This is a genomic window from Halococcus salsus, from assembly GCF_009900715.1.
Taxonomy (GTDB): domain Archaea; phylum Halobacteriota; class Halobacteria; order Halobacteriales; family Halococcaceae; genus Halococcus; species Halococcus salsus.
The window spans coordinates 76243-96623 of record NZ_JAAAJC010000006.1; the positions used below are offsets into that span (position 1 = coordinate 76243).

The following is a 20381-nucleotide window of genomic DNA, read 5'->3' on the forward strand; positions in this document are numbered from 1 at the left end:
GAAGGGCTTTGTCGATGGCTTTCCCAGACCGGGCAATGAGCCGCGAGGTCGCCGTGAGCGTCGTCCTTCCCGCTTATAACGAGGAGGCCACGCTCGCGGGGACCGTCGAAACCACGCTCTCGACCCTCGACTCGTTTCTCCCCGACGGGTCCTTCGAGGTCCTGATCGCCGAGGACGGCTGCGACGACGCTACCCCCGAGATCGCGACCCGCCTCGCGAACGAGGACGACCGGGTTCGCCACGTTCACAGCGACGAGCGGCTCGGCCGCGGCGGGGCGCTCGTTCAGGCCTTCACGGCCGCCGAGGGTGAGACCCTCGCGTATCTCGACACCGACCTCGCGACGGACATGACCCACCTCGAAACGCTGGTCGAGAGCGTGCGCTCGGGCGAGTACGACGTCGCCACGGGCTCCCGACTCCTCGGGACGAGTGACGCCGACCGGCCCGCGAACCGCGACGTCCCGAGCAAGGTCTTCAACCGGCTCGTCAGGCTGTTCCTGCGCTCGTCGGTTCGCGACCACCAGTGCGGATTCAAGGCGTTCTCCCGCGAGGTGTTCGAGGACGTCGTCCCGGCGATCGACGACGACCACTGGTTCTGGGACACCGAACTCCTCGTGCGCGCCCAGCGCGCCGGCTACCGGGTCAACGAGTTCCCCGTCGCCTGGACGCCGAAGGGCGACACGAAGGTCGACTTCGTCCGCGACGTGCTCGGGATGGGCGGCGGGATCCTCCGGACATGGTGGCAGGTCATCGTCGCCCCGCGGATCACCCGGCGGGTCACGCTCGCCGCCGGCACCCTCCTGACGGTTCTCGCGGTCGTCCTGATGACCCAGTATCTCGAAGTGTCGAGCGTGCTCGACGCCATCGAGGGGGCCGACCTCGCCCTGGTGGCCGTCTCGGCGCTGGTCTACGCGCTCTCGTGGCCGGTCCGTGGCGTGCGCTACCGCGATATCCTCGCCGAGCTCGGTTTCGAGGAGGGCGTGGGCTTCCTCACGGGTGCGGTGTTCGTCTCCCAGACGGGGAACCTCGTCTTCCCGGCGCGGGCGGGCGACGCGGTCCGGGCCTACGTCGTGAAGACCCGCCGCCGGGTGCCCTACCCTGCCGGCTTCGCCTCGCTCGCTGTCGAGCGCGTCTTCGACCTCCTCACCATCACCCTGCTCGCGGGCGTGGTCTTCCTCGGGCTCGCCGCGACCGGCGCGACCAGCCTCACCGGGCTCGCCGCGACCGTCGCGGGCGGCCACCAGAGCGGCCAGCTCGCCGTGACGGTCGCGGGCGGGATCGGTATCGCCGCCATCGCCGCCGTGGGGCTCATCGTCGCCAGCGCGAGTTCGGACTCGAACCTCGTCCGCCGCGGTGTGCGGGCCATCAGCACGGACGCCTACGCCGACACGGTCGCCGGCGTCATCGAACGTTTCGTCGGCGATATCCAGGCCGTCGCCAGCGACCGTGGCGCGTTCGTTCGCGTCGGCGCGTCGAGTCTCCTCATCTGGACGCTCGACGTCGTGACCGCGCTCGTCGTCTTCGCCGCGTTCGACGTCTCGGCGGCCCCGTCGACCCTCCTCGCGGTCGGCTTCTTCGCGGTGAGCGTCGGCAACCTCGCGAAGGTCCTCCCACTCTCGCCCGGCGGCATCGGTCTCTACGAGGGCGCGTTCGCGCTCCTCGTCACGGGGCTCTCGCCGGTCGGCTTCTCGGTCGCGCTCGCGGTCGCCATCGTCGACCACGCCGTGAAGAACGTCGTCACCGTCATCGGGGGTCTCGTCTCGATGGCGGTCCTCAACGTCTCGCTCACCACCGCCGTCGAGGAGGGCCAAGAGGTCGAGGCCGCGCCCACGGAATAAGCCCCCACCTTTTGCTGCGCTCACTCCGTTCGCTGGCAAAATGTGGATCAAAAGCGCGTCGGACTCCCACCGGAAGAGCGAAGCTCTTCCGTGCTGCTCGAAAATGCGGAGCGTTTTCGGCATCGCGAAACGCCTCCGGCGTTTCGAACGATCTCGCTCGCTCCGCTCGCGAGAACGATGGTCACCCTCGCGCCCGCTCACTCGCTTCGCTCACGGCTTCCTGCGGTCGCCGTTCGCCTCGTGGCCTCCCGGTGGTCGGCCACGCCCCGTTCCCCGTTCGCATCCCTGGTTCTCCCTTCGGTCGAACCTCGCGCCGCTCGCTCGCGGTACGATCACTGACTATCCGCGCCTGCGAACCGCTTCCGTACCGCCTACCGCAACCGCACAGCACCGCACCGCCGAAGCCCTCGCTCACTTCGTTCGCTCGCCCTTCATCCACCAGGAACAGCACCGCGAGCGCACGGCCGCCCGCCACCGCGGGCCGCGTCCGCCCCGCGGCCGCACCGCCGCTCGCCGCTGCGGAAATCGTTTTCACCCGGCGCGTCGGAGACGAGGTATGGAGAACGCGAACGCGACGACGCGCGAGCGGATCGCCGACTACCTTCGCGAGCGGACCGCGGCCGCGGGCACCATCGCCAACGAGTTCGACATCCCGACGAACGACGCGCTCTCACACGTCGAACACATCGCCCAGTCGCTCGACGGCACCGACGAACAGCTCCTCGCCGCCCCGCCCGAGTGTCGCGACTGTGGCTTCGCGGGCTTCGACGACCGCGCGAACCGCCCCTCGCGGTGTCCGGAGTGCCGAAGCGAGTCGATCGAGGAACCGCTGTTCAGGGTCGAGTAACCGACTCACTCCGACGCCAGCGGGTCGATGCGCCGGGCCGCCGACCGCCGCTCGTCGTAGACCTCGGTCGCCCACTCGAAGAGCGCGTCGTCGGTACCGTCGAGACACTCACGGAGCACCCCACGGTCGTCGTAGGCACCCACCAACACGCGGTCGTCGAGTATCGTGAGCCCGAACTCCAATGGGCCGGGATACTGGAACAGCTCGATGTTCTCGAACGCGTGGGCGTCGTCGAGCGCGTCGGAGAAGGACGCCTTCGAGGTGGAGAACACCGAATCGTCGATGACGAGCTCCATCGGGACGCCGGCGCTCACGAGCTCGAAGGCGGCCTCGTTGATGACGGTGCTCACGACCGGCGAGATCCCCCGAAAGCGCTCGGCGTCGGTCGCGTTCGTGAACACGTCGGCGAGGTGGGTGAGCGCCGCGTGGGGGTTCTCGGGACAGCCGGCTATCAGCGTGGCGTCGTCGAGCGCGGCGAGCGGGAGCGCCCCGGCGTCGCCGCCCAGCCGGTTCAGGAACGACCCCCACTCGCCGACGCGCTCGACCGCGCTCTCGAGCCCCTCGTAGCGTTCGAGGATCAGCCGTCCGCCCGGCGTGAGACGAAACCTCCCGTCGTCGCGGACGACCCACTCGCGGTCCGTGAGCCCATCGAGCGTCCGGTGGACCGTTGAGCGCGAGAGGTCACCCTCGCGAACGAGATCGGACTGGCGATGCGGCCGGTCACGGAGCGCTTCGAGGATTCGCACCCGGTTTTCCGACCCCGCAAGAAACGAGATATCTTCGCGCGTGGTCATTGAATAATTGCTGAGTTCGCACGCGTGAATATCTTGTGGGCTCCGGCTACCCGAAAGGATCTACTCGTCCCGAAACGCCGCGACCGCGGCGCGGTAGCCTTCGCGGTAGGTCGGGAACGCAAACTCGTAGCCGAGTTCCCGAAGCTTGTCGTTCGAACACCGTTTCGAGGTCCTCACCCGCCGCCGAGCGGCCTCGGTGAGGTCGTCGTCCGCGAGTCGCGCTTCGGTCGTCCGCTTCTCGGGCCGTTCGACCCCACACTCGTCGGCGAGCCAGTCGGCGAACGCCCACCGGTCGGCGGGTTCGTCGTCGGCCACGAGCACCGTCTCCCCACGGGCGGCGTCGGCGGCGAGCAGGAATCGCACCGCACCGGCGGCGTCGTCGCGGTGGACCATGTTGAGATAGCCCTCCGTCACCGGTCCGTCGAGGTAACGTTCGAGCCGGTACCGATCCGGACCGTAGAGCCCCGCGAACCGGGCGACGGTACCGTCGATCCCGCTCGATCCTGCCTCCTCGATGGCCACCCGTTCGGCCTCCGCCAGCACCTCCGTCTTCTCCGTGGTGGGTTCGATCGGCGTCTCCTCGTCGACCCACTCCCCCCCGTGGTCGCCGTAGACACCCGTCGAGGAGGTGTAGACCAGCCGGTCGGGCGGCTCCTCGCGCGCCCCGAACGCGTCGATCGCGGTGCGAAGTCCCTCGACGTAGACCTCGCGTGCCGCCGCGGCATCCCGACCGCCCGAACTCGCCGCGAACACCACCGTGTCGACGTCGGGAACGTCTTCGAGATCGCCCCGGCTGGTGATGTCAGCCTGGACTGCCTCGAACCCCGCGCGTTCGATCAGCTCGCACCCGTCGGCGGATCGACGCACCCCGACGACCTCGTGGTCGGGCGCGAGCCGTCGACCGAGTTCGAGTCCCACGTAGCCACAGCCGAGGATCGCGACCCGGCTCATGGTTTCCGCTCCTCGATGTAGCCGTGGATCATCGCGAGCTCGTCGAGGGTCATCGGGAGTCGCCCCTCGATCTTCTGTTGGATCTCGCGGGCGTCGAACGAACCGTTTATCCCGGACTCGACCGCCTCGACGTCGAGCACCGCGGTGGTCATCCCGAGGAGCAGCGCGTCGCGGGTCTCCGTGACGATGGCCTCGGCGTCGGGTTCGTCCTCGCTCGTGGCGAGCACCGCCGCGGCCTCGTCGAGCGTGATCTCGGGCGAGTCGCCCGCCGCGAACGCGCGAACCGTTTCCGTCTCGACGCCCGACTCGTCGGCGACGGTCTCGACCCCGTGCTCGTCGATCACCGCCCGCAGGCGCTCGTCGTAGCGCGCCCGGAGCTCCGCCGAGTCCAGTTCGCCGGCGTCGTCGATATCGTGGAGCATGGGACGGCTACCGCCCGCCGACGTAAGTGGGTTGAGTTCGGTCGTCGTGTCGAACCCCCTCCGGCCGCTCGCGAGCCGACGAAGCCCCTCGATGAGTCCGGTTTCGGCAGCGAGGTCGGCGATGCGGCCCCGGCGGCCGACCGCTACGCGAGCCGCTCCCCGGGGATCGCGGCGCGTTCGTCTCGCCAGACCCGCGTCACGGTCCTCGACCAGTGCCGCGAAGCGGTCGGCCGCAACGAGAAGCCCGACGACCCCATCGGGATGGACGACCGTGCCGGCCTCGGTCCGAACGCGGATCGAGGTGACGCGGGGCGTGACCGCACCGACGATACGTGTCCGACATGCCGGGTTCGTCAGCCGACCGCCGGCCGGGCAGTCGGTCGCGTCGACGACGAGCCGATGGTGGTCGACCCACGTCTCACAGCCACACCGGTCGGGGCCCGTCGGGGTCGTCGTACCCACCACGACCGCGGGTGGTCGCGTTCTCGCATATCAACCTTCGGCGACCATTTGGCACTCGTTCGGCGGGGCCGGTCACATGAAGCTGCCGAGGCCGGTCTGGGTCTGGCCGGACCGGACCTCCTCCCAGGAGATCCCCAGCGCTTCGAGCACGCGCGCGATCGGTCCCTTGAGGGTCTTGTCGAGCATCTTGTCCTGGTCGATGGCGAACTCCGCGGGGATCTGGTCGGCGAACTCGAAGCAGATCACGCCCTTGCCGTTGCTGACGTCGCGTTTGAACTCGCGGTAGCGGTCGTCCTCACCGATGTCGGGCCGCTCGGACTCGATCCGCTGGAAGAAGCGGTCGTCGACCCGGTCGAGGTAGAGCCGCTTGGGTTTGCTGCCGCGCTGGAAGTTCGTCCCCAGGAGGAGGTTCGCGTACTTCGCACCCCGGACCTGGGCGGTGTCGGTGTCGTAGTCGTCGAGGCGTTTGCCGATCCCGCCGGGGATCCCGATCGCCTCGACGTCGACCTCGTCGGCCTCGAACTGCTCGATGACGTCCCGGACGTAGTTCTTGACCTCGTTCAGATCCTCCCCGTGGACGATTCGGTCGATCACCTCGTGCTGGACGCGCTTGGTGATCGGGGCGATGTCCGAACGTTTGTACTCGAAGCCAGTGATATCGACGTCGTCGACGTCCTTCCCCTCCTTCCAGATGATGTGCCCGGCGTAGCGTTTCTTCTTGCCGGCCTGGAAGAACCGTCGGTAGAGCTTCTCGAACTCGATCTGGAAGCGGTGGTTCTCGGCGTTCAGGGTCTCGCTCGCGAACGCGTCGTAGGCCTCGTTGATGTGGTCCTCGATGGTGAACGCCTGCTCGATGGCCTCCTCCTTCGAGACCTCGCTCCCGAGTTCGAGCATCACCGAGTCGGTGTCACCGTAGGCCACCTGGTAGTCGAGTTCGTTGGCGGCCTGCTCGGTGAAGCTGATGACCTCCCGGTTCGTGGAGGTCACGCCCGCGCTCATCGCGCGGTCGTAGAGCCGGAAGCGGTCCCAGCCAAAGACCCCGTACAGGCTGTTCATGATGACTTTCACGGCCTGCTGCTGGCGGTCGAGGCGACCGTACGCACCGGTTCCAGGCGTGTGTTCGTCGCGACGCTGTTTCTTCTCCTCGCGTTCGGTGAGGAGCTCGTCGACCATCTCCCGGATCATCCCGTCGGGCTCCTTCCGGAAGTGGATACCAGTGGGAGTCCGGTAGGTCTCGCCGTCGTAGGTCTCGGGGTCGACCTGCGTCTCGGGCGAGGCGTTGATCGTCACCATCGACATCGGGTAGAGGGACTTGAGGTCGAGCACCGAGACCATCTCCTTGACCCCGGTGATCGGGTCGAACACCGCACCGCCCTCGAAGTCCTCCGTCTGCTGTTGGCCCTTCGAGGGGAGCGCGAACCTCCCGTGTGCCTCGTGGAGGACGTACATGTCGACCGCGTCGCCGGGCGTGGTCGCGTCCTCGAGTTTACAGCCGACGAACGAGGCCACCTCCTTCCAGAACGGAATGACCCCTTGCTGGCGGTCGATCTCGACACAGATCTCGACGTCGCGAAGGTTGTATTCGAGCAGGCGTTCGGGGTTCTCCTCCCAGAGATCCCCGATGGAGCCCGCGTAGCGTTCCTTGCCGACCCCGAGTTCGACCTCGCCGACCGCGTCGAGTCGGTACGAATCGAGTTCGGAGAACTGCGTCCGTTGATAGGCGTAGAGCAGGTCGAAGACGACGCGACCCTTGATGTTGGGGCCCTGCCAGTCCGAGCGCCAGACTTCGTTCACGCGGGAGAGCCGGTCCGGATCGAGGTCGTAGCCCTCACAGTCCGCACCGCCGAGCACCTCCAACCTGTCGATGAAGTACGGCGCGTCGAAGTCCGCGAAGTTCCAGCCCGTCAGGACGTCCGGATCCGTGGTCTCGATGTAGCTGAGGAAGGCGTCGAGCATCTCCTCTTCGCTCTCGTAGTTCTTCACCGTCGCGTCGATGTCCTCCTCGATCCCGGCGTAGCCCGCGAGTTCGCCGGGGCCGTCCGCGCCCTCGGGGGCCTCGTAGAGCCAGGTGATGTACTCGTCGTCCGTCGAGTCGTGGCTCGACAGGCAGATGATGGTCTCCTCGCCCTCCTCGGGGAAGCCCGAACGGTCGTCGACCTCGATATCGAAGGTGCAGACCCGCGCGTCGGCCGCCATCTCGACGGCTTCGACCTCGTCGTGGGGGACCACGAGTGCGTCGTCGGAGCCGCGGCGCTCGGGGACGCGAACGCCGCTCTTGACGTCCTTGTCGATCAGGAACCGGTTCGGAAACAGGATGTCGGCCTCGTAGTGGTCGTAGCGGTCCCGGAGCTGGCCCACGTCGCGCGGGGTCTGGCCGAAGATCTTGGTGAGGCGCTCGCCACGGATGCTCTCGTAGGGCTCGCCGTCTTCGTCTTCTTCCTCGGATCCGGTGAGGCGGTCGTCGAGCTCGCCCGAGAGCGAGTCGGTGGGGGCGTAGAAGTAGGGTCGGAACTCGTGGACGCGAACGTGTTCGACCTCACCATCCGCCGTGCGCCCGAAGACGTGGATGATCGGGGTCTCACGGTCCCCCGACCCCTCGACGGTGTAATCGACCTGGGTGATGGCCAGCTCCACGGTTCCGGTCGCGTCGGGATACCGGCGCTCGGTGGGGTCGACGATCTCGGCATCGCTCCCGCCGTCGCCCGCGACCGTCCGCGCCGCCGCCTCCGCCGCCGACCGCTCGCCGCCCGACTCGGCGCTCCCGCCGAGCGTCGTCTGTGTCCCCGGAGTAGTCATACCACCCCCTTCGCCGCCGCCGCTAAAAATCCCCGCGGTCGGCCGCCCCGGGATCCAAACCGTCATTGTCCGGCGGGTAGTAGCTCGGCCGAAACCGTGTTCGACGGCCTGCTGGGTGGTTCGACGACCGACCCCGACGACGAGTCCGACGCCGAGACGTCGGTGATCCCCGGCGCTCCCTCGGTCGACGTTCCCGACACCTCGGACGTCGAGGTTCCACCCGAGGTCTCACACCTGTTCTGGAGCCTCGTGGTCTCGGTCGACATCGCCGTGCTCCTCGTCGCCCTCGGGGGGATGTTCATCTACTTCGAGGGCCGGTGGCAGCTCGGCGGAGTCGGGATCGTCCTCGGCCTCTTCACGCTCGGCTACGCCTACGTGAAGTACCGCGTTGCGGAACCGCTAACCGACCGGGCCGAGTAGTCGAGCCATGCACCCGACCACCGACGGCACGAACGAGCGAGCATCGGGAGACGACGGCTGTTCGGCGGACGGGTCGGGGTTCGCCGACGCCGCGAAAGCGGTCCCCGAACCGGTCAGGCGACTGATCCGGGGGACCCACAACGACCGCGGTCTCGGACTCCTCCTGACGATCGACGACCGGGGTGGGGTCCCCGTCCGGGAACTCCTCCGCGACGACCTCTGTGAGAGCGACCTCCACGGGCTGTGTGGCGAACTCCGTGCGGCGGGCCTGCTCGAACCCTGCGAGGTGGCCGGCGAGCGCGGCTATCGGACCACCGAGACGGCCCACAAGGGGCTCGAACGGCTGCACGCGACGTGAACCGCCCCGCCGCGTCCGCCCGGCGACCACTTTCACTCCATGCTACGGTGTTTAATAGGCGACCGCCGGCTAGCTGTGTCAAATGAAGGTGAGACCATGACCACGATCCTCCACGTGAGCGACACTCACCTCGGAAAGCGCCAGTACGGGAGCGACCTTCGGCGGGCGGACTTCGCGAACGCGTTCGAGCAGACTATCGATATCGCCCGTGGAACCCATCCAGCTCACGACAACGACCCGGTCGACGCGGTGATCCACACGGGGGACCTCTTCGACCAGCGCACACCCCCACTACCGGAGGTACGTAACTGTATTCGGACTCTTCGAGGGTTGGTCGATGCCGACATCCCCTTCTACGGTATCGTCGGCAACCACGAGCGCAAGATGGACGACCAGTGGCTCGACCTCATCGCCGAGACGGGAACCGCCGAGCGGCTCAACCGCTCGCCGACGATGGTCGAGGACGTCGCGCTCTACGGGATCGATTCGGTGACGAAACCCGCTTGGGAGACGGCGGGGTTCGAGCTCGAAGACGCCGACGGCGCGTACCGACTGCTTTGTATGCACCAGCTTCTCGCTCCCCCGGTCCCCGAGATCATGGCCGACCACCCGAGCACGGAGGCCATCGAGAAGGCCACGACCGAGATCGATGCGCTCGCCCTCGGCGACTACCACGAGGCCGAGGAAGCGGTCGTCGATGGGGTCGACGTCTGGTATCCGGGGTCGACCGAACGCTGTAGCGCGGGCGAGGAGGCGGCCCGAAGCGTCTGTCTCCTTGAGATCGAGAATGGCGAGCTGACGCGACGCGCGCTCGAACTCGACACTCGCGAATTCCGACGGCTCACCATCGAATTCGGCGAGGGTGACGGTTACAGTCACGCCGCCGACGTCGTCGAGCGCCACGACCTCGACGATGCGGTGGCGGTCGTCAGGCTAACCGGCGAGCGAACCTCGCTGACGGCGAGCGCAGTTTACGACCTCGCGACCGAACGCGGCGCGGCGGTCTGCACGGTCGACGATGACCGCGGCCGCGAGGCGCTCGACCCCGACCAAGGCCCGTCGGGGGTCGTCAAACGCCCGGACCAGCGGATCGAGGAACGGCTCGCCGAGGAGTCGTTGAGCGACGTAACGATGGCGGTCGAGGCACGTGTGCGCGGCGACGCCGACCTCGCGACGAACCGGGTGGCCGAGTGGGCCGAGGACCGGATCCGAGAGGCGCAAACCGACGCGTTCGCCGACGAGACGGGGTCGGAAACCGAAAACGGAACTGACGAACCGGCTCCCGAAACGGACGCGGAAGCCACGGACCCCGGGAACTCCCGCCTCGATTCGTGGGCGACGCCGCGGGCGGACGACGGGGAGGACGACCGATGAGGATCAAACGTCTCCGGCTCGAAAACGTCCGAAGCTACGACAACCAGACGATCGAGTTCCCCGACGGCGTCACGCTGGTCCACGGCGAGAACGGCGCGGGGAAGACATCACTGCTGATGGGGATCTTCGGTGGCCTCTTCCTCTCGAAGATCACGACCGTCGGATCGAACAGCTTCACCCTCGACGACCTCGTTCGACGTGGCGAGGACACCGCGCGGGTCGAGCTCGCCTTCGAAGTCGACGGGGCGGAGTACACCACCGAATGGACGGTCCACAACACCAGCACGGCATCGAGCGCCGAACTCACGTCACCGGCGCTCTCCTCGCCCGTGACGGGCGTCCGCGACGTTCGTGCAACGGTGGCGCGACTCGTCGGGATGGACGCCGAAGACTTCGCGAGTTCGGTCTACGTCAAACAGGGCGAGGTCGACCGGCTCATCGACGACGACGACCGGACGACGACCATCGATAGCCTGCTCGGGCTCGACGCGATCGACCGCCACACCGAACGGATGAAACAGGCCCGTCGGGCGGCGGGTCGCGTCCGCGACGCCAACGCCGAGCGCCGCCGTGGCCACGAGGAGGACCGCGCCGAGTACGACCGCGACGAAGCCGATTTCGGACGGGCGATCGCCGAGCTCACCGACGATATCGACGACGCAGAGGGGAAAGCCGAGATGGCCGAGGAGTACCTCGACGACCTCAAGGAGTTCCGTCGGGAGAAAGTGGCGGCGCTCGAACGCTACGAGGAACTCATCGAGGAACGGCAGGCGAAGGCGACGCAGATCGAGCGTGTCGAGGCGAAGCGCGCCGACCAACGCTCGACGATCGAGGCGGCCGAAGACGACATCGCGACGGCGGAGGACGAAGTCGAACGGATCGAAGCCGAGATCGCCGACCTGTCGGACGAGGTCGACCACGACCTCTCGACCGAAGCGAAGGCGGAAGCGGCGCGCGCAGCGGTCGCCGACACCCTTACCGAGGCGAGCGCCGAGCGTGCCACGGCGAAGAGCGAGCTCGATGCCGCACGCGACGAACGCGACCGGCTCGATACCGAGCACGACGAGACCGCCGAGACCCTCGACGACCTCGTCGACGAACGCGACGCGCTCCGTGAACGACTGGCCACCATCGACGAGCGCATCGACGAGGCCGAGACGACGACCGAGACGGCGCTCGAAAAGCGCCGCCGTCGTGTCGGGTCGTTCCTCCCGGATACCGAACCAGTAGACGTGGACGACGACCACCGCGAGGCGGTCGAGGAACGCGTCGAAACCCTCAACGAGAAACGCGAGGACGCCACGAACGACCTCACCGCGGCGCGGACGAAACGCGAGGCGAAGACGTCCGCTCTGGACGAGGCACGAGCGGAACGTTCGGATCTCGAAGATCGGCTCGATGACCTGACCGAACGGCGCACGTCGCTCCACGAGAAGATCGAGACCGAAAAGGCGGCGCTCGACGGGGCGGTCGAGGAACTCGACGACCGGATCGTGGAGCTCGACCCGGTCGACGGGCTCGATGCCGACATCACGGCCGAGACCCTCGACGAGGTTCGCACCGAACGCCTCCCCGCGCTCCGCGACGAACGCACCGACGCCCTCAGCGACGCCAAAAGCACCGTCGCCGCCCTCCGTACCGAAGCACAGCGCTACGAGGACGACCTCGACGAGTTTCGAGAGCTCGGTCCGGGGTCGACGTGCCCGACCTGCGGTCAGACGGTTTCGGAGGCGCACGTCGTCGAGGAGATAGACGAGTTGGAGGACTCGCTCGCCGACGTTCGCCAGCGCCTCGCGTCCGCGGAGCGCGAGCGGGATTCGCTCGCGGCGGACGTGACCGCCATCGATTCGCTCCGCGAGGACGTCGTGGCGGCCATCGACTATCGCGACGACGTTCTCGAAGAGCACCGAGCGGCGCTCGAAACCCTCCGCGAGGAAGAGAGTGACATCGGTGCGGAGGTCGCCGAGACCAGCGACGCAGTCGAAGAGACGGAGGCGGAGATCGAGCGCATCGAGGGCGAGATCGAGACGCTCGACGAGCGCATCGAGGAACTCGAAACCGAGGAGCGAAAGGCACGTGGAGCCGTCTCCGCCGGTGAAAACGTGCTGGAGACGTTCGAGACCGTCGCCGAACGCCGCGAGATGCTCGCCGATATCGAGGACGAGCGTGCAGACGTCGAAGACGACATCACCGATCTCGACGACGAGATCGAGGCGGCGGAGGAGCGGCTCGAATCACTCGACGAGACACTCGAAACGGCGCACGAGACGATCGAGGAGCGCGGGACGGTGCTCGACGAGGCCCGCGAACGTGTCGAGCACATCGAGGACGAACGATCCACGGTCGAAGCCGTTATCGAGCGCTACGACGAGATCGACGACCACGAGACGACGATCGCCGAGGAAACCCAGCGCATCGCGGGGGCCGAACGCGCCATCGAGGACTTCAACGAACAGCTGGCGACGCTCGAACACGAACACGACGCCATCGAGAACGAACTCGGCGAGCACGACGGTCGGGAGGCCATCGAGGCCGAGATCGAGGAGACCGATTCGCGTATCGAGCAGCGCGAGGCGACACGTGAGGAGTACACTACCCGAGCACGGCGTCTCCGGAACGAGCGCAACCGACTCGAACTCGAACGGGATGCTTTGGTTCGCCTGAACGAACGAATCGACGAGTGCGAACGCAAGGAGCGATGGGCCGACGGTATCTACGACGAGACCGAAACGATTCTCTCGACCTATCAGGCAGTGAAATCCGAGCTCCGCGAGGAGTACCTCGCCTACATCAACGAGTACACCAACGAGGTCTTCGGGAAGATCTACAAGAACGCGGGCTATCAGCAGGTGCTGATCGAGGAGGTCCACAACGAGCGCCGCGAGACCTACGACTACGCGATCCGACTCCTGCGTGGCGACGGCACGCGCGAGAACCCAAAGAACGCGAGCGGTGGCGAGCGCGCCATCGTCAACCTCGCGCTCCGGGCGGGTATCTATCGTCTCATCGCGGGCATGGGCGGCGGCGACCGAAGCGGTCTCCCACCGTTCATCCTCGACGAACCAACGACGTTCCTCGACGAGGGTCACGTGGGCCAGCTCGAACGGATGCTTCGCACGCTCGACGAGTGGGACGTGCCACAGGTGATCGTGGTGAGCCACGACGAACGCCTGATCCACGGTGCGGACCACGAGTGCCTCGTGCGCAAGGACCCTGGGACGAAGACCTCGCACGCCGAGATGCGGGTCGCCGGCAGCTCCGACTCCGCCGGCGGTGGTCCCGACGACCCAGAGGAGTTGAGTGTCGTCGGGTCCGGAGGTGACGACTGAATGGACCAGACCGCTTTCGGGGTCGTGAAGGAACTGTTCGGGCATATCGACAACAGCGTCCCCGACGAACCCACTTCACAGACCGAACACGCACGTCGGCTGTTCTCGCTGCTCGCGCGCGAGGGTGGCCAGGTCGAAGCGCTCGGCGAAGTGAGGTGTATGAAAACGCCGATGGCGGACCTCGGAACGTGGAACGAGGACCCGTGGCCCGAGCACACCTACGGGATCGACGCCAGCACCACCCGACCGATCGAGTACAACAACGGTCTCGTCGTCGATACCGCGAGCGCGAAGCTCGGGGTTGCGGGGACGGATGGCAACCGGGACCTCGAACGCGACGGCACGATCCGCTCGGTGTTGTACTTCGACGACGACGATAGCCGGTTCTTCTCCGAGACCTTCGAGGGCGACGAGGGCCGTGTCGACGGCGAGGTGCTCGCCTTCCCCGGAACCGCCGACCGGACCTCCGACGTCACGCGGTGGGTCTCGACGGCGGCCCAGCGCCTCGCGGAGGGACGACACGCGCTCGCTTCCGCCGATGCGATCGACGGGGCACTGTTCTTCGATGGCTCCGTCTACCCGCTGGGGGTCCTCTACTGGCTCATGCTGGACACCGTCGACCGAATGCCGGTGCCCTCGACGTGGGACGTGCCGCAGACGATCGCGGAGCACTACGTCGACGTGATCGACCGACTCTACGAGCGGGGTCTCCCGGTGATCGGCGTGGTGAAGACATCGATGACCGGGCAGGTGCTCGACGCGCTCGAAACCAAGATCGAGACCCACGACCTGACAAACGACGACGGTCTCCGACTCGACGTGCCGTGGCGGCGCGACCACCAGTTCGTGAGCGAGGTCCTGCGGGACGACAGCCTGAACCATCTGACCTACACGTCGTGGTTCGTCCACGAACAGGCGATCGACAACCGGCCGTTCGAGATGCTCTCGACGGTAGCCGACGCGCTCGACCACGGTGAGCCCGCCGACTACCGGCGGGCGTTCTTCTACGTCCGATTGCCGCGGACGGGCGGTGTGTTCCGGGTCGAAGCCCCACTGCTCTTCCTCGGCGGCGATACCCAGCGCGAGGCGGTACAGCGAAAGGCTTTGAAGGAGATCGCTCGGAACGGCGACGTGCCCCGGGCGGTCAGCCGTGCCGACAAGATCGCCCGGATCAGCCCCGACAACCGAAAGACTATCGAGAAGTTCATCACCTCGGCCGAGAGCCAGTTCGACTACAACCAGGACGGCCGGTGGAAGGATATCGAGGACCCGAGCGAGGTAGACCAATGAGCAACAATCCACTCGACGACGACCCGTTCGCGACGGACGACGAACAGTCCACTGCCGACGACACCGCCGCTGTGGACGCCGACGGTGGAACCGAAGCCGTGGCGGAGAGCAACACGAACGACGGCGGGACGGCGCTCTCGGAACAGCGGGTCCCGAGTTCGGCGACCGATCTCGGCCCCCGCGAAGTGGGCCACGTGCTCGCGAGCGAGACGATCCACGTCAGTCGGAGCGAGTACACGGTGAACGCCTACATTGCCACCGAGCGCCGTGAACAAGTTCGAGTGGGCGATTACGTCGCGGTTTCGTATCCCGCGAGCGACGACAGGCTGTTCGCCGCCGTCGACGGGTTGCGCTACGAACCCTACACCGACCTCGACGACCGCTCGGACGTCCACAACCGGATCAATCGGGGGTCCGCACTCGACGAGTCGGAATACGTGCTGGTGGCCGAACTCGAACCCATCACCATCCTCTCGGTCGAAGGGGATGGGGGGGAGGACCCAGCAGAAGCGCTGTCGCGTGGCATCGTGAACAAGGTACCGAAGCCGAACACCGAGGTCGAACGCGTCGAGGACGAGCCGACCCTACGCGAGGGGCTCAACATCCCACACTCGGGGATATTCTGTGGCTACCTCTCCGTGGGTGGCGACGCGATGGAGGTCGGTGGCGAACCGTTCCCGTACTACCTCTCGAACCCCGGTATCAGTCCCGCTGGCGAGGTCGAGTCGGGCGAGCCAGCGGTCTTCCGTCACGCGCTCGTCGCCGGCTCGACGGGGAAGGGGAAGACCCACTTCGCGAAGAACCTCCTCCGACAGTTCATGGGCGAGAAGCGCTACCCGATCGAGAACCACAGCACGGGAGACCTCGAACGGAGTCGGCTCAATACGGTCGTCTTCGACCCCGAAAACGAATACTGGCAGATGCGCGAGGACGGTGAGATCCCGTCGGAGGACCGGCGACGGCTCGAACACGCGGGAGTCGAGGTGGGCGGCGTCGATAGTCTGGAGGTGTTCGTCCCCGACGTGGCGAACACCACCCCGCCGTCGACTGGCGAGAGTCGATCCTTCTCGATCCCGTTCTCACTGGTGCGCTCGCGACCCGAGCTCCTGATGCCGTACGACCCGACACCAGTGACCCGCGGGGCGCTCGAAGGCTGTCTCTCGTCGTACTTCGACCAGGAGGACGCACGACCGACCTACGAGGAGTTCATCCACTACCTCGATAGGAACTCACACGAGGACAGCGTGCTTCGAGCGCGACACGAGATCGCCGACGGGACGTGGAGCGCGGTGATGCGCCGGGTAAAAGAAGACGTGTTCACCGACGTGTTCGACGGCGGCGGTGACGGGGGAACCGGCGCGAATCCGCTCGACGACATCTCCGGGGAACTGTTCCGCGAGGGGCAAGTGACGGTGATTCCGACGGGCCACCTCCGCGGCGGGAAGGAAGAACTCACCGTCCTCTCGATGCTCTCGTACGTGATCGAGAACAAGATCTCGGACCACGCCGTCGATGCGCACATCAAGGACACCCCGATGTTGGTGAGCATCGACGAGGCGCACAACTACCTCTCGGGCGCGGACACGCTTCGCGGCCGGTACATCATCCGTCGGGCACGCGAGGCCGCGAAACAGGGGCGGAAGGACAAGCTCGGTCTCCTGATGATAACCCAGAACCCGGAGGACATCGACGACGAGGTGTTGAAACAGACCAATACCAACGTCTTCCTTGGCCTCCGAGACGAAGTGGTCGAGCGGGTCCCGTCGGTCCCCTCGGAGTTCAAGCGCGACATTCCGAAGTTCGGGAAGGGACAGGCGGTCGTCAAAGCCCCCGATGTGGAGGCGGTCGAGGTCGTCGGTCTCCCGTTCTGTGTTACGAAACACTCGTAGCTCTCGACGGTTCGAAAGCGCCGTCCGGACTCGGCCAACGCCGTGGTATTCCGTCGACCCGAACCCTCTTATGAAACACAGTCCTATCCGTACCCAATGACCGACACGGTGGACGAGGGGTCACAGCCCTACGATACGGACGCCTCGAATCAGGAGAAGCTCGACGCGCTCGAAGAGCGGATCGAGATCCTCGACACCCAGAACGAGGAGATGCGCGACAAGCTGCTCGACGCCAACGCCGAGAACAACAAGTTCCAGCAGAAGCTCGAACGGCTGAATCACGAGAACAAGAAGCTCAAGCAGTCGCCCCTGTTCGTCGCCACGGTCCAGGAGATCACCGACGACGGCAGCGTGATCATCAAACAGCACGGCAACAACCAGGAGGCGCTAACCCAGGTCACCGACGAGACCCGCACGTCGCTCGAACCGGGCTCGCGCGTCGCGGTCAACAACTCGCTGTCGGTGGTCACGGACCTCTCGAACGAGACCGACGTCCGGGCGCGCGTGATGGAGGTCGAGGAGAGCCCCGGCGTAGAGTACACCGACATCGGTGGGCTGACCGAACAGATGAACGAGGTGCGCGAGACCGTCGAGATGCCGCTCGAAAACCCCGAGATGTTCGTCGACGTCGGGATCGACCCACCTTCGGGTATCCTGCTTCACGGCCCGCCCGGCACGGGGAAGACGATGCTCGCCAAAGCCGTCGCGAACCAGACCGACGCGACGTTCATCAAGATGGCGGGCTCCGAGCTCGTCCACAAGTTCATCGGCGAGGGTGCGAAGCTCGTTCGCGACCTCTTCGAGGTCGCCCGCGAGCACGAACCGGCGGTCATCTTCATCGACGAGATCGACGCCATCGCCTCGAAGCGCACCGACTCGAAGACCTCCGGCGACGCCGAGGTCCAGCGGACGATGATGCAGCTCCTCTCCGAGATGGACGGCTTCGAGGAGCGCGGCGAGATCCGGATCATCGCCGCCACCAACCGCTTCGACATGCTCGACCGCGCGATCCTTCGTCCTGGGCGGTTCGACCGCCTCATCGAGGTCCCAAAGCCCGACGCCGAGGGCCGCGAGAAGATCTTCGAGATCCACACCCGCGGCATGAACCTCGCCGACGACGTCACCTTCGAGGAGCTCGCCAACGAGATCTCCGGCGCGAGCGGCGCACAGATCAAAGCGATCTGCACCGAGGCCGGGATGTTCGCGATCCGCGAGGACCGCACCGAGGTCCGGATGACGGACTTCCACGAGGCGTGGGCGAAGATCGACGCCGACGAGGACACAAGCGAGGACGAGGTCTCGAAGACGTTCGCATAACCACCTTTTGCTGCGCTCAGTCGCTCGCGTTGCTCGCTCCTTCGCTGGCAAAATGTGGATCAAAAGCCCACGTCACCCCACTCGCTCCGCTCGGGGGTTCCTCGGCCCGCTCGCTCCTTTCAGTCGCTCACGGTGCAACCACTAACCACTCCGCGACCGCCCCGCGCAGCACCGCTGCCGCCGAAGCCCTCACTCGCTCCGCTCGTTCGCCCTTCATCCACCAGGGTAGCACCGCAACCGCAAACTACCGCCCGCCACCGCACTGCGGCGACCGCACTGCATCCGCCCCGCGCCGCGCCGCTTCCGTACCGCCTGCCACTCAGTGTTCAGTTGCCGGGACGCCCGCGACCGTCGTGTCCGGTGGGACGTCGTCGACGACCAGCGAGTTCGCGGCCACCCGCGCGTCGGCACCGATTTCGACACCCGGCAACACGATGGCCCCCGCACCGATCATCGCCCGCTCGCCGACCACGACCTCACCCGTGCGATACTCGTCCTGGAGGAATTCGTGGCACAGCAACGTGGCGTCGTAGCCGATGATCGCGTCGTCGCGAACGGTGATGAGCTCGGGCCAGAACACGTCCGGCGTGGATTCGAGCCCCCACGAGACCCCACGACCGATCGTGACCCCGAGCCGCCGGAGCAACCAGTTCTTTAGTCGGAGGCTCGGGTTGAGCCGCACCAGCCAGATCACGGCGTAGTTCCGCGCCACGACGAGCGGGGATTTCACATTAGTCCAGGACCACAGCGAGTTCCGCGAGCCGGACGTCGCGTGGTGGTCGATCCGGTCGTGGCGCGAAGGCATCTCAGTGCCCGCTCGCGTCCCGGAGCTCGTCCATGTGCTCGACGCGGGACTCCACGAGATCCGCCGTCCCGATGTCGTGGCGCACCCTGAGCCCCTCCGTCCCAGCGTACGCGAGCGTCTCCTCGACGACCTCTTCGGCCGTCGCGATGTCGTCGGCGAGCCCGACCACCGCGAACGCCCGCGAGGTCGTGGTGTAGACCCCGTCGTCGCGCTCGTCGACGCTGGCGTAGAACAACATCGCCTCTGGCGGCCGTCCACCGTCCGCGGCCACCGAATCGCCCTCATCCGCGAACCGCTCGTTGATCTCCTCGATCGCCGACTCGTCCACGTTGACCTTCGCACCCGCGGTCGGGTCGTCGGGATAGCCGTCGGGGACCGCGTACTTACACACCGTCGCGCGGTCGGCGAAGTCGAGGTCGGGCAGCGATTTGCCGTCGCGCCCCGCGGCGAGCACCGAGACGAAGTCGGTGTCGAGCACGGGCAGGACGTTCATCGCCTCCGGGTCGCCGAAACGCGCGTTGAACTCGACGACCTTTGGACCCTCGGCGGTCAGCATGAACTGGCCGTAGAGCACCCCCGTGTACCCGTCGAGCGCCGCAACGGTCTCCTCGACGATGCCGACGGCCACATCGTAGTCGGCCCGATCCATGAACGGCAGGGTCGCTTCGCTATCGCTGTAACTCCCCATCCCACCTGTGTTCGGTCCCTCGTCGCCCTCGTAGGCGCGCTTGTGGTCCTGAACCGCGGGCGTCACTCGAACGTCGTCGTTTGTCACCAGCGCCTGAACCGTGAACTCCTCGCCGACGAGGCGTTCCTCGACGACGACGCGGTCGTAGTCGGCGTCCCGAAGGTACTCGATGGCCTCCTCGGGCGTGACCTGGTCGCCGATAACGCGAACGCCCTTTCCACCAGTGAGCCCGGCCGGCTTGACGACCCAGCCCTCGCCGTGCTCCTCGACGAACTCGCAGGCGCGCTCGGTGTCGTCGAACGTCTCGAACGCGGGGCACCCGGGGATGTCGTGTTCGCGCATGAAGCGGCGCTGGTAGGCCTTGTCCGTCTCGATGCGCGCCGTGTCCGCGGTCGGGCCGAAGGCGTAGACCCCGCTGTCCACGAGCGCGTCGGCCACGCCGGCTTCGAGCGGCGTCTCCGGGCCCACGACCGCGAGGGTCGCGCCGACCTCCTCGGCGTACGCCACGACGGCCTGCGGGGTCGTGGTGTCGAGGGTCTCGAACCCGTCGGCCAGCGCGGCGATACCGGGGTTCCGGTTCCCGGCACAGGCGTAGAGCGTCGTGTCGCCCGCGTCGACCGCGCGCGCGATGGCGTGTTCGCGACCCCCGCCCCCCACCAGCAGGACAGTCTCCGTCATGCTGGGTAGGCGTTGCCGGTCGGTCTAAAGTGTACCCCTCCCGGTCGAATACGGGTCGGCGATCCCGCCAACCTCGAAACGTTCGGGCATCTCAGATCGGTCGACAACACCGATCTCGGGCCA

General features: G+C 66.9%; 15 protein-coding genes. 9 read left to right on the forward strand and 6 right to left on the reverse strand.

Features of this window, described 5'->3' with window-relative positions:
• Positions 1 to 35: 35 nt before the first annotated feature.
• The gene (locus GT355_RS13975) at positions 36 to 1838 is read left to right on the forward strand and encodes a flippase-like domain-containing protein (protein ID WP_160135191.1); all 1803 of its coding nucleotides are present in this window, start codon (positions 36 to 38) and stop codon (positions 1836 to 1838) included.
• Between the two features lie 556 nt (positions 1839 to 2394).
• Positions 2395 to 2685, forward strand: a complete 291-nt coding sequence (locus GT355_RS13980; protein ID WP_160135192.1) for a transcriptional regulator — start codon at positions 2395 to 2397, stop codon at positions 2683 to 2685.
• Between the two features lie 5 nt (positions 2686 to 2690).
• Here GT355_RS13980 and GT355_RS13985 read toward each other — a convergent pair whose 3' ends face one another.
• From GT355_RS13985 to GT355_RS14000, 4 genes are all read right to left on the reverse strand, one after another.
• Positions 2691 to 3479 carry a helix-turn-helix transcriptional regulator gene (locus tag GT355_RS13985; protein ID WP_160135193.1) on the reverse strand — a complete coding sequence of 263 codons (789 nt, stop codon included), beginning with the start codon at positions 3477 to 3479 and terminating at the stop codon, positions 2691 to 2693.
• Positions 3480 to 3539: 60 nt separating this feature from the next.
• Positions 3540 to 4430, reverse strand: a complete 891-nt coding sequence (locus GT355_RS13990; protein ID WP_160135194.1) for an SDR family oxidoreductase — start codon at positions 4428 to 4430, stop codon at positions 3540 to 3542.
• A complete protein-coding gene (locus GT355_RS13995; RefSeq protein ID WP_160135195.1) occupies positions 4427 to 5314 on the reverse strand; it encodes a DUF5791 family protein in 888 nt (295 codons plus the stop codon). The genes GT355_RS13990 and GT355_RS13995 overlap by 4 nt, the downstream gene beginning before the upstream one ends.
• Before the next feature lie 72 nt (positions 5315 to 5386).
• The gene (locus tag GT355_RS14000) at positions 5387 to 8110 is read right to left on the reverse strand and encodes a DNA-directed DNA polymerase (protein WP_160135196.1); all 2724 of its coding nucleotides are present in this window, start codon (positions 8108 to 8110) and stop codon (positions 5387 to 5389) included.
• A 96-nt stretch (positions 8111 to 8206) separates the two neighbouring features.
• Here GT355_RS14000 and GT355_RS14005 point away from each other — a divergent pair, with 96 nt between their 5' ends.
• The 7 genes from GT355_RS14005 to pan1 all read left to right on the forward strand — a co-directional run bounded on the left by GT355_RS14005 (position 8207) and on the right by pan1 (position 18087).
• The gene (locus GT355_RS14005) at positions 8207 to 8530 is read left to right on the forward strand and encodes a DUF7322 domain-containing protein (RefSeq protein ID WP_160135197.1); all 324 of its coding nucleotides are present in this window, start codon (positions 8207 to 8209) and stop codon (positions 8528 to 8530) included.
• A gap of 7 nt (positions 8531 to 8537) precedes the next feature.
• Positions 8538 to 8888: a DUF7346 family protein gene (locus GT355_RS14010; protein WP_160135198.1), complete on the forward strand. Its 351-nt coding sequence runs from the start codon at positions 8538 to 8540 to the stop codon at positions 8886 to 8888.
• A gap of 96 nt (positions 8889 to 8984) precedes the next feature.
• Positions 8985 to 10262, forward strand: a complete 1278-nt coding sequence (locus GT355_RS14015; protein WP_160135199.1) for a DNA repair exonuclease — start codon at positions 8985 to 8987, stop codon at positions 10260 to 10262.
• Positions 10259 to 13591 (forward strand): AAA family ATPase, encoded by a 3333-nt coding sequence (locus GT355_RS14020; protein ID WP_160135200.1) that lies wholly within the window; start codon positions 10259 to 10261, stop codon positions 13589 to 13591. The genes GT355_RS14015 and GT355_RS14020 overlap by 4 nt, the downstream gene beginning before the upstream one ends.
• Complete coding sequence (locus GT355_RS14025) at positions 13592 to 14881, forward strand: DNA double-strand break repair nuclease NurA (RefSeq protein ID WP_160135201.1); 1290 nt, start codon at positions 13592 to 13594, stop codon at positions 14879 to 14881. It begins immediately after the preceding gene.
• Positions 14878 to 16770: an ATP-binding protein gene (locus tag GT355_RS14030; protein WP_160135202.1), complete on the forward strand. Its 1893-nt coding sequence runs from the start codon at positions 14878 to 14880 to the stop codon at positions 16768 to 16770. Before GT355_RS14025 ends, GT355_RS14030 begins: the two co-directional genes overlap by 4 nt.
• A gap of 96 nt (positions 16771 to 16866) precedes the next feature.
• Positions 16867 to 18087 carry a proteasome-activating nucleotidase Pan1 gene (gene pan1 / locus GT355_RS14035; protein WP_160135203.1) on the forward strand — a complete coding sequence of 407 codons (1221 nt, stop codon included), beginning with the start codon at positions 16867 to 16869 and terminating at the stop codon, positions 18085 to 18087.
• Between the two features lie 319 nt (positions 18088 to 18406).
• On the opposite strand, the gene GT355_RS14040 is transcribed toward pan1, so the two are convergent.
• Both GT355_RS14040 and purD read right to left on the reverse strand, forming a co-directional pair.
• Positions 18407 to 18892, reverse strand: a complete 486-nt coding sequence (locus GT355_RS14040; RefSeq protein WP_160135204.1) for an acyltransferase — start codon at positions 18890 to 18892, stop codon at positions 18407 to 18409.
• A gap of 1 nt (position 18893) precedes the next feature.
• The gene (gene purD / locus GT355_RS14045; RefSeq protein ID WP_160135205.1) at positions 18894 to 20258 is read right to left on the reverse strand and encodes a phosphoribosylamine--glycine ligase; all 1365 of its coding nucleotides are present in this window, start codon (positions 20256 to 20258) and stop codon (positions 18894 to 18896) included.
• Positions 20259 to 20381 lie beyond the last annotated feature (123 nt).

What these genes read in the sequence shown, in the direction of transcription:
- GT355_RS13975 (WP_160135191.1), top strand. Translation starts at nt 36, where the DNA reads ATGAGCCGCGAGGTCGCCGTGAGCGTCGTCCTTCCCGCTTATAACGAG.
- GT355_RS13980 (WP_160135192.1), top strand. Translation starts at nt 2,395, where the DNA reads ATGGAGAACGCGAACGCGACGACGCGCGAGCGGATCGCCGACTACCTT.
- GT355_RS13985 (WP_160135193.1), bottom strand. Translation starts at nt 3,479, where the DNA reads ATGACCACGCGCGAAGATATCTCGTTTCTTGCGGGGTCGGAAAACCGG.
- GT355_RS13990 (WP_160135194.1), bottom strand. Translation starts at nt 4,430, where the DNA reads ATGAGCCGGGTCGCGATCCTCGGCTGTGGCTACGTGGGACTCGAACTC.
- GT355_RS14000 (WP_160135196.1), bottom strand. Translation starts at nt 8,110, where the DNA reads ATGACTACTCCGGGGACACAGACGACGCTCGGCGGGAGCGCCGAGTCG.
- GT355_RS14010 (WP_160135198.1), top strand. Translation starts at nt 8,538, where the DNA reads ATGCACCCGACCACCGACGGCACGAACGAGCGAGCATCGGGAGACGAC.
- GT355_RS14015 (WP_160135199.1), top strand. Translation starts at nt 8,985, where the DNA reads ATGACCACGATCCTCCACGTGAGCGACACTCACCTCGGAAAGCGCCAG.
- GT355_RS14020 (WP_160135200.1), top strand. Translation starts at nt 10,259, where the DNA reads ATGAGGATCAAACGTCTCCGGCTCGAAAACGTCCGAAGCTACGACAAC.
- GT355_RS14025 (WP_160135201.1), top strand. Translation starts at nt 13,592, where the DNA reads ATGGACCAGACCGCTTTCGGGGTCGTGAAGGAACTGTTCGGGCATATC.
- GT355_RS14030 (WP_160135202.1), top strand. Translation starts at nt 14,878, where the DNA reads ATGAGCAACAATCCACTCGACGACGACCCGTTCGCGACGGACGACGAA.
- pan1 (WP_160135203.1), top strand. Translation starts at nt 16,867, where the DNA reads ATGACCGACACGGTGGACGAGGGGTCACAGCCCTACGATACGGACGCC.
- GT355_RS14040 (WP_160135204.1), bottom strand. Translation starts at nt 18,892, where the DNA reads ATGCCTTCGCGCCACGACCGGATCGACCACCACGCGACGTCCGGCTCG.
- purD (WP_160135205.1), bottom strand. Translation starts at nt 20,258, where the DNA reads ATGACGGAGACTGTCCTGCTGGTGGGGGGCGGGGGTCGCGAACACGCC.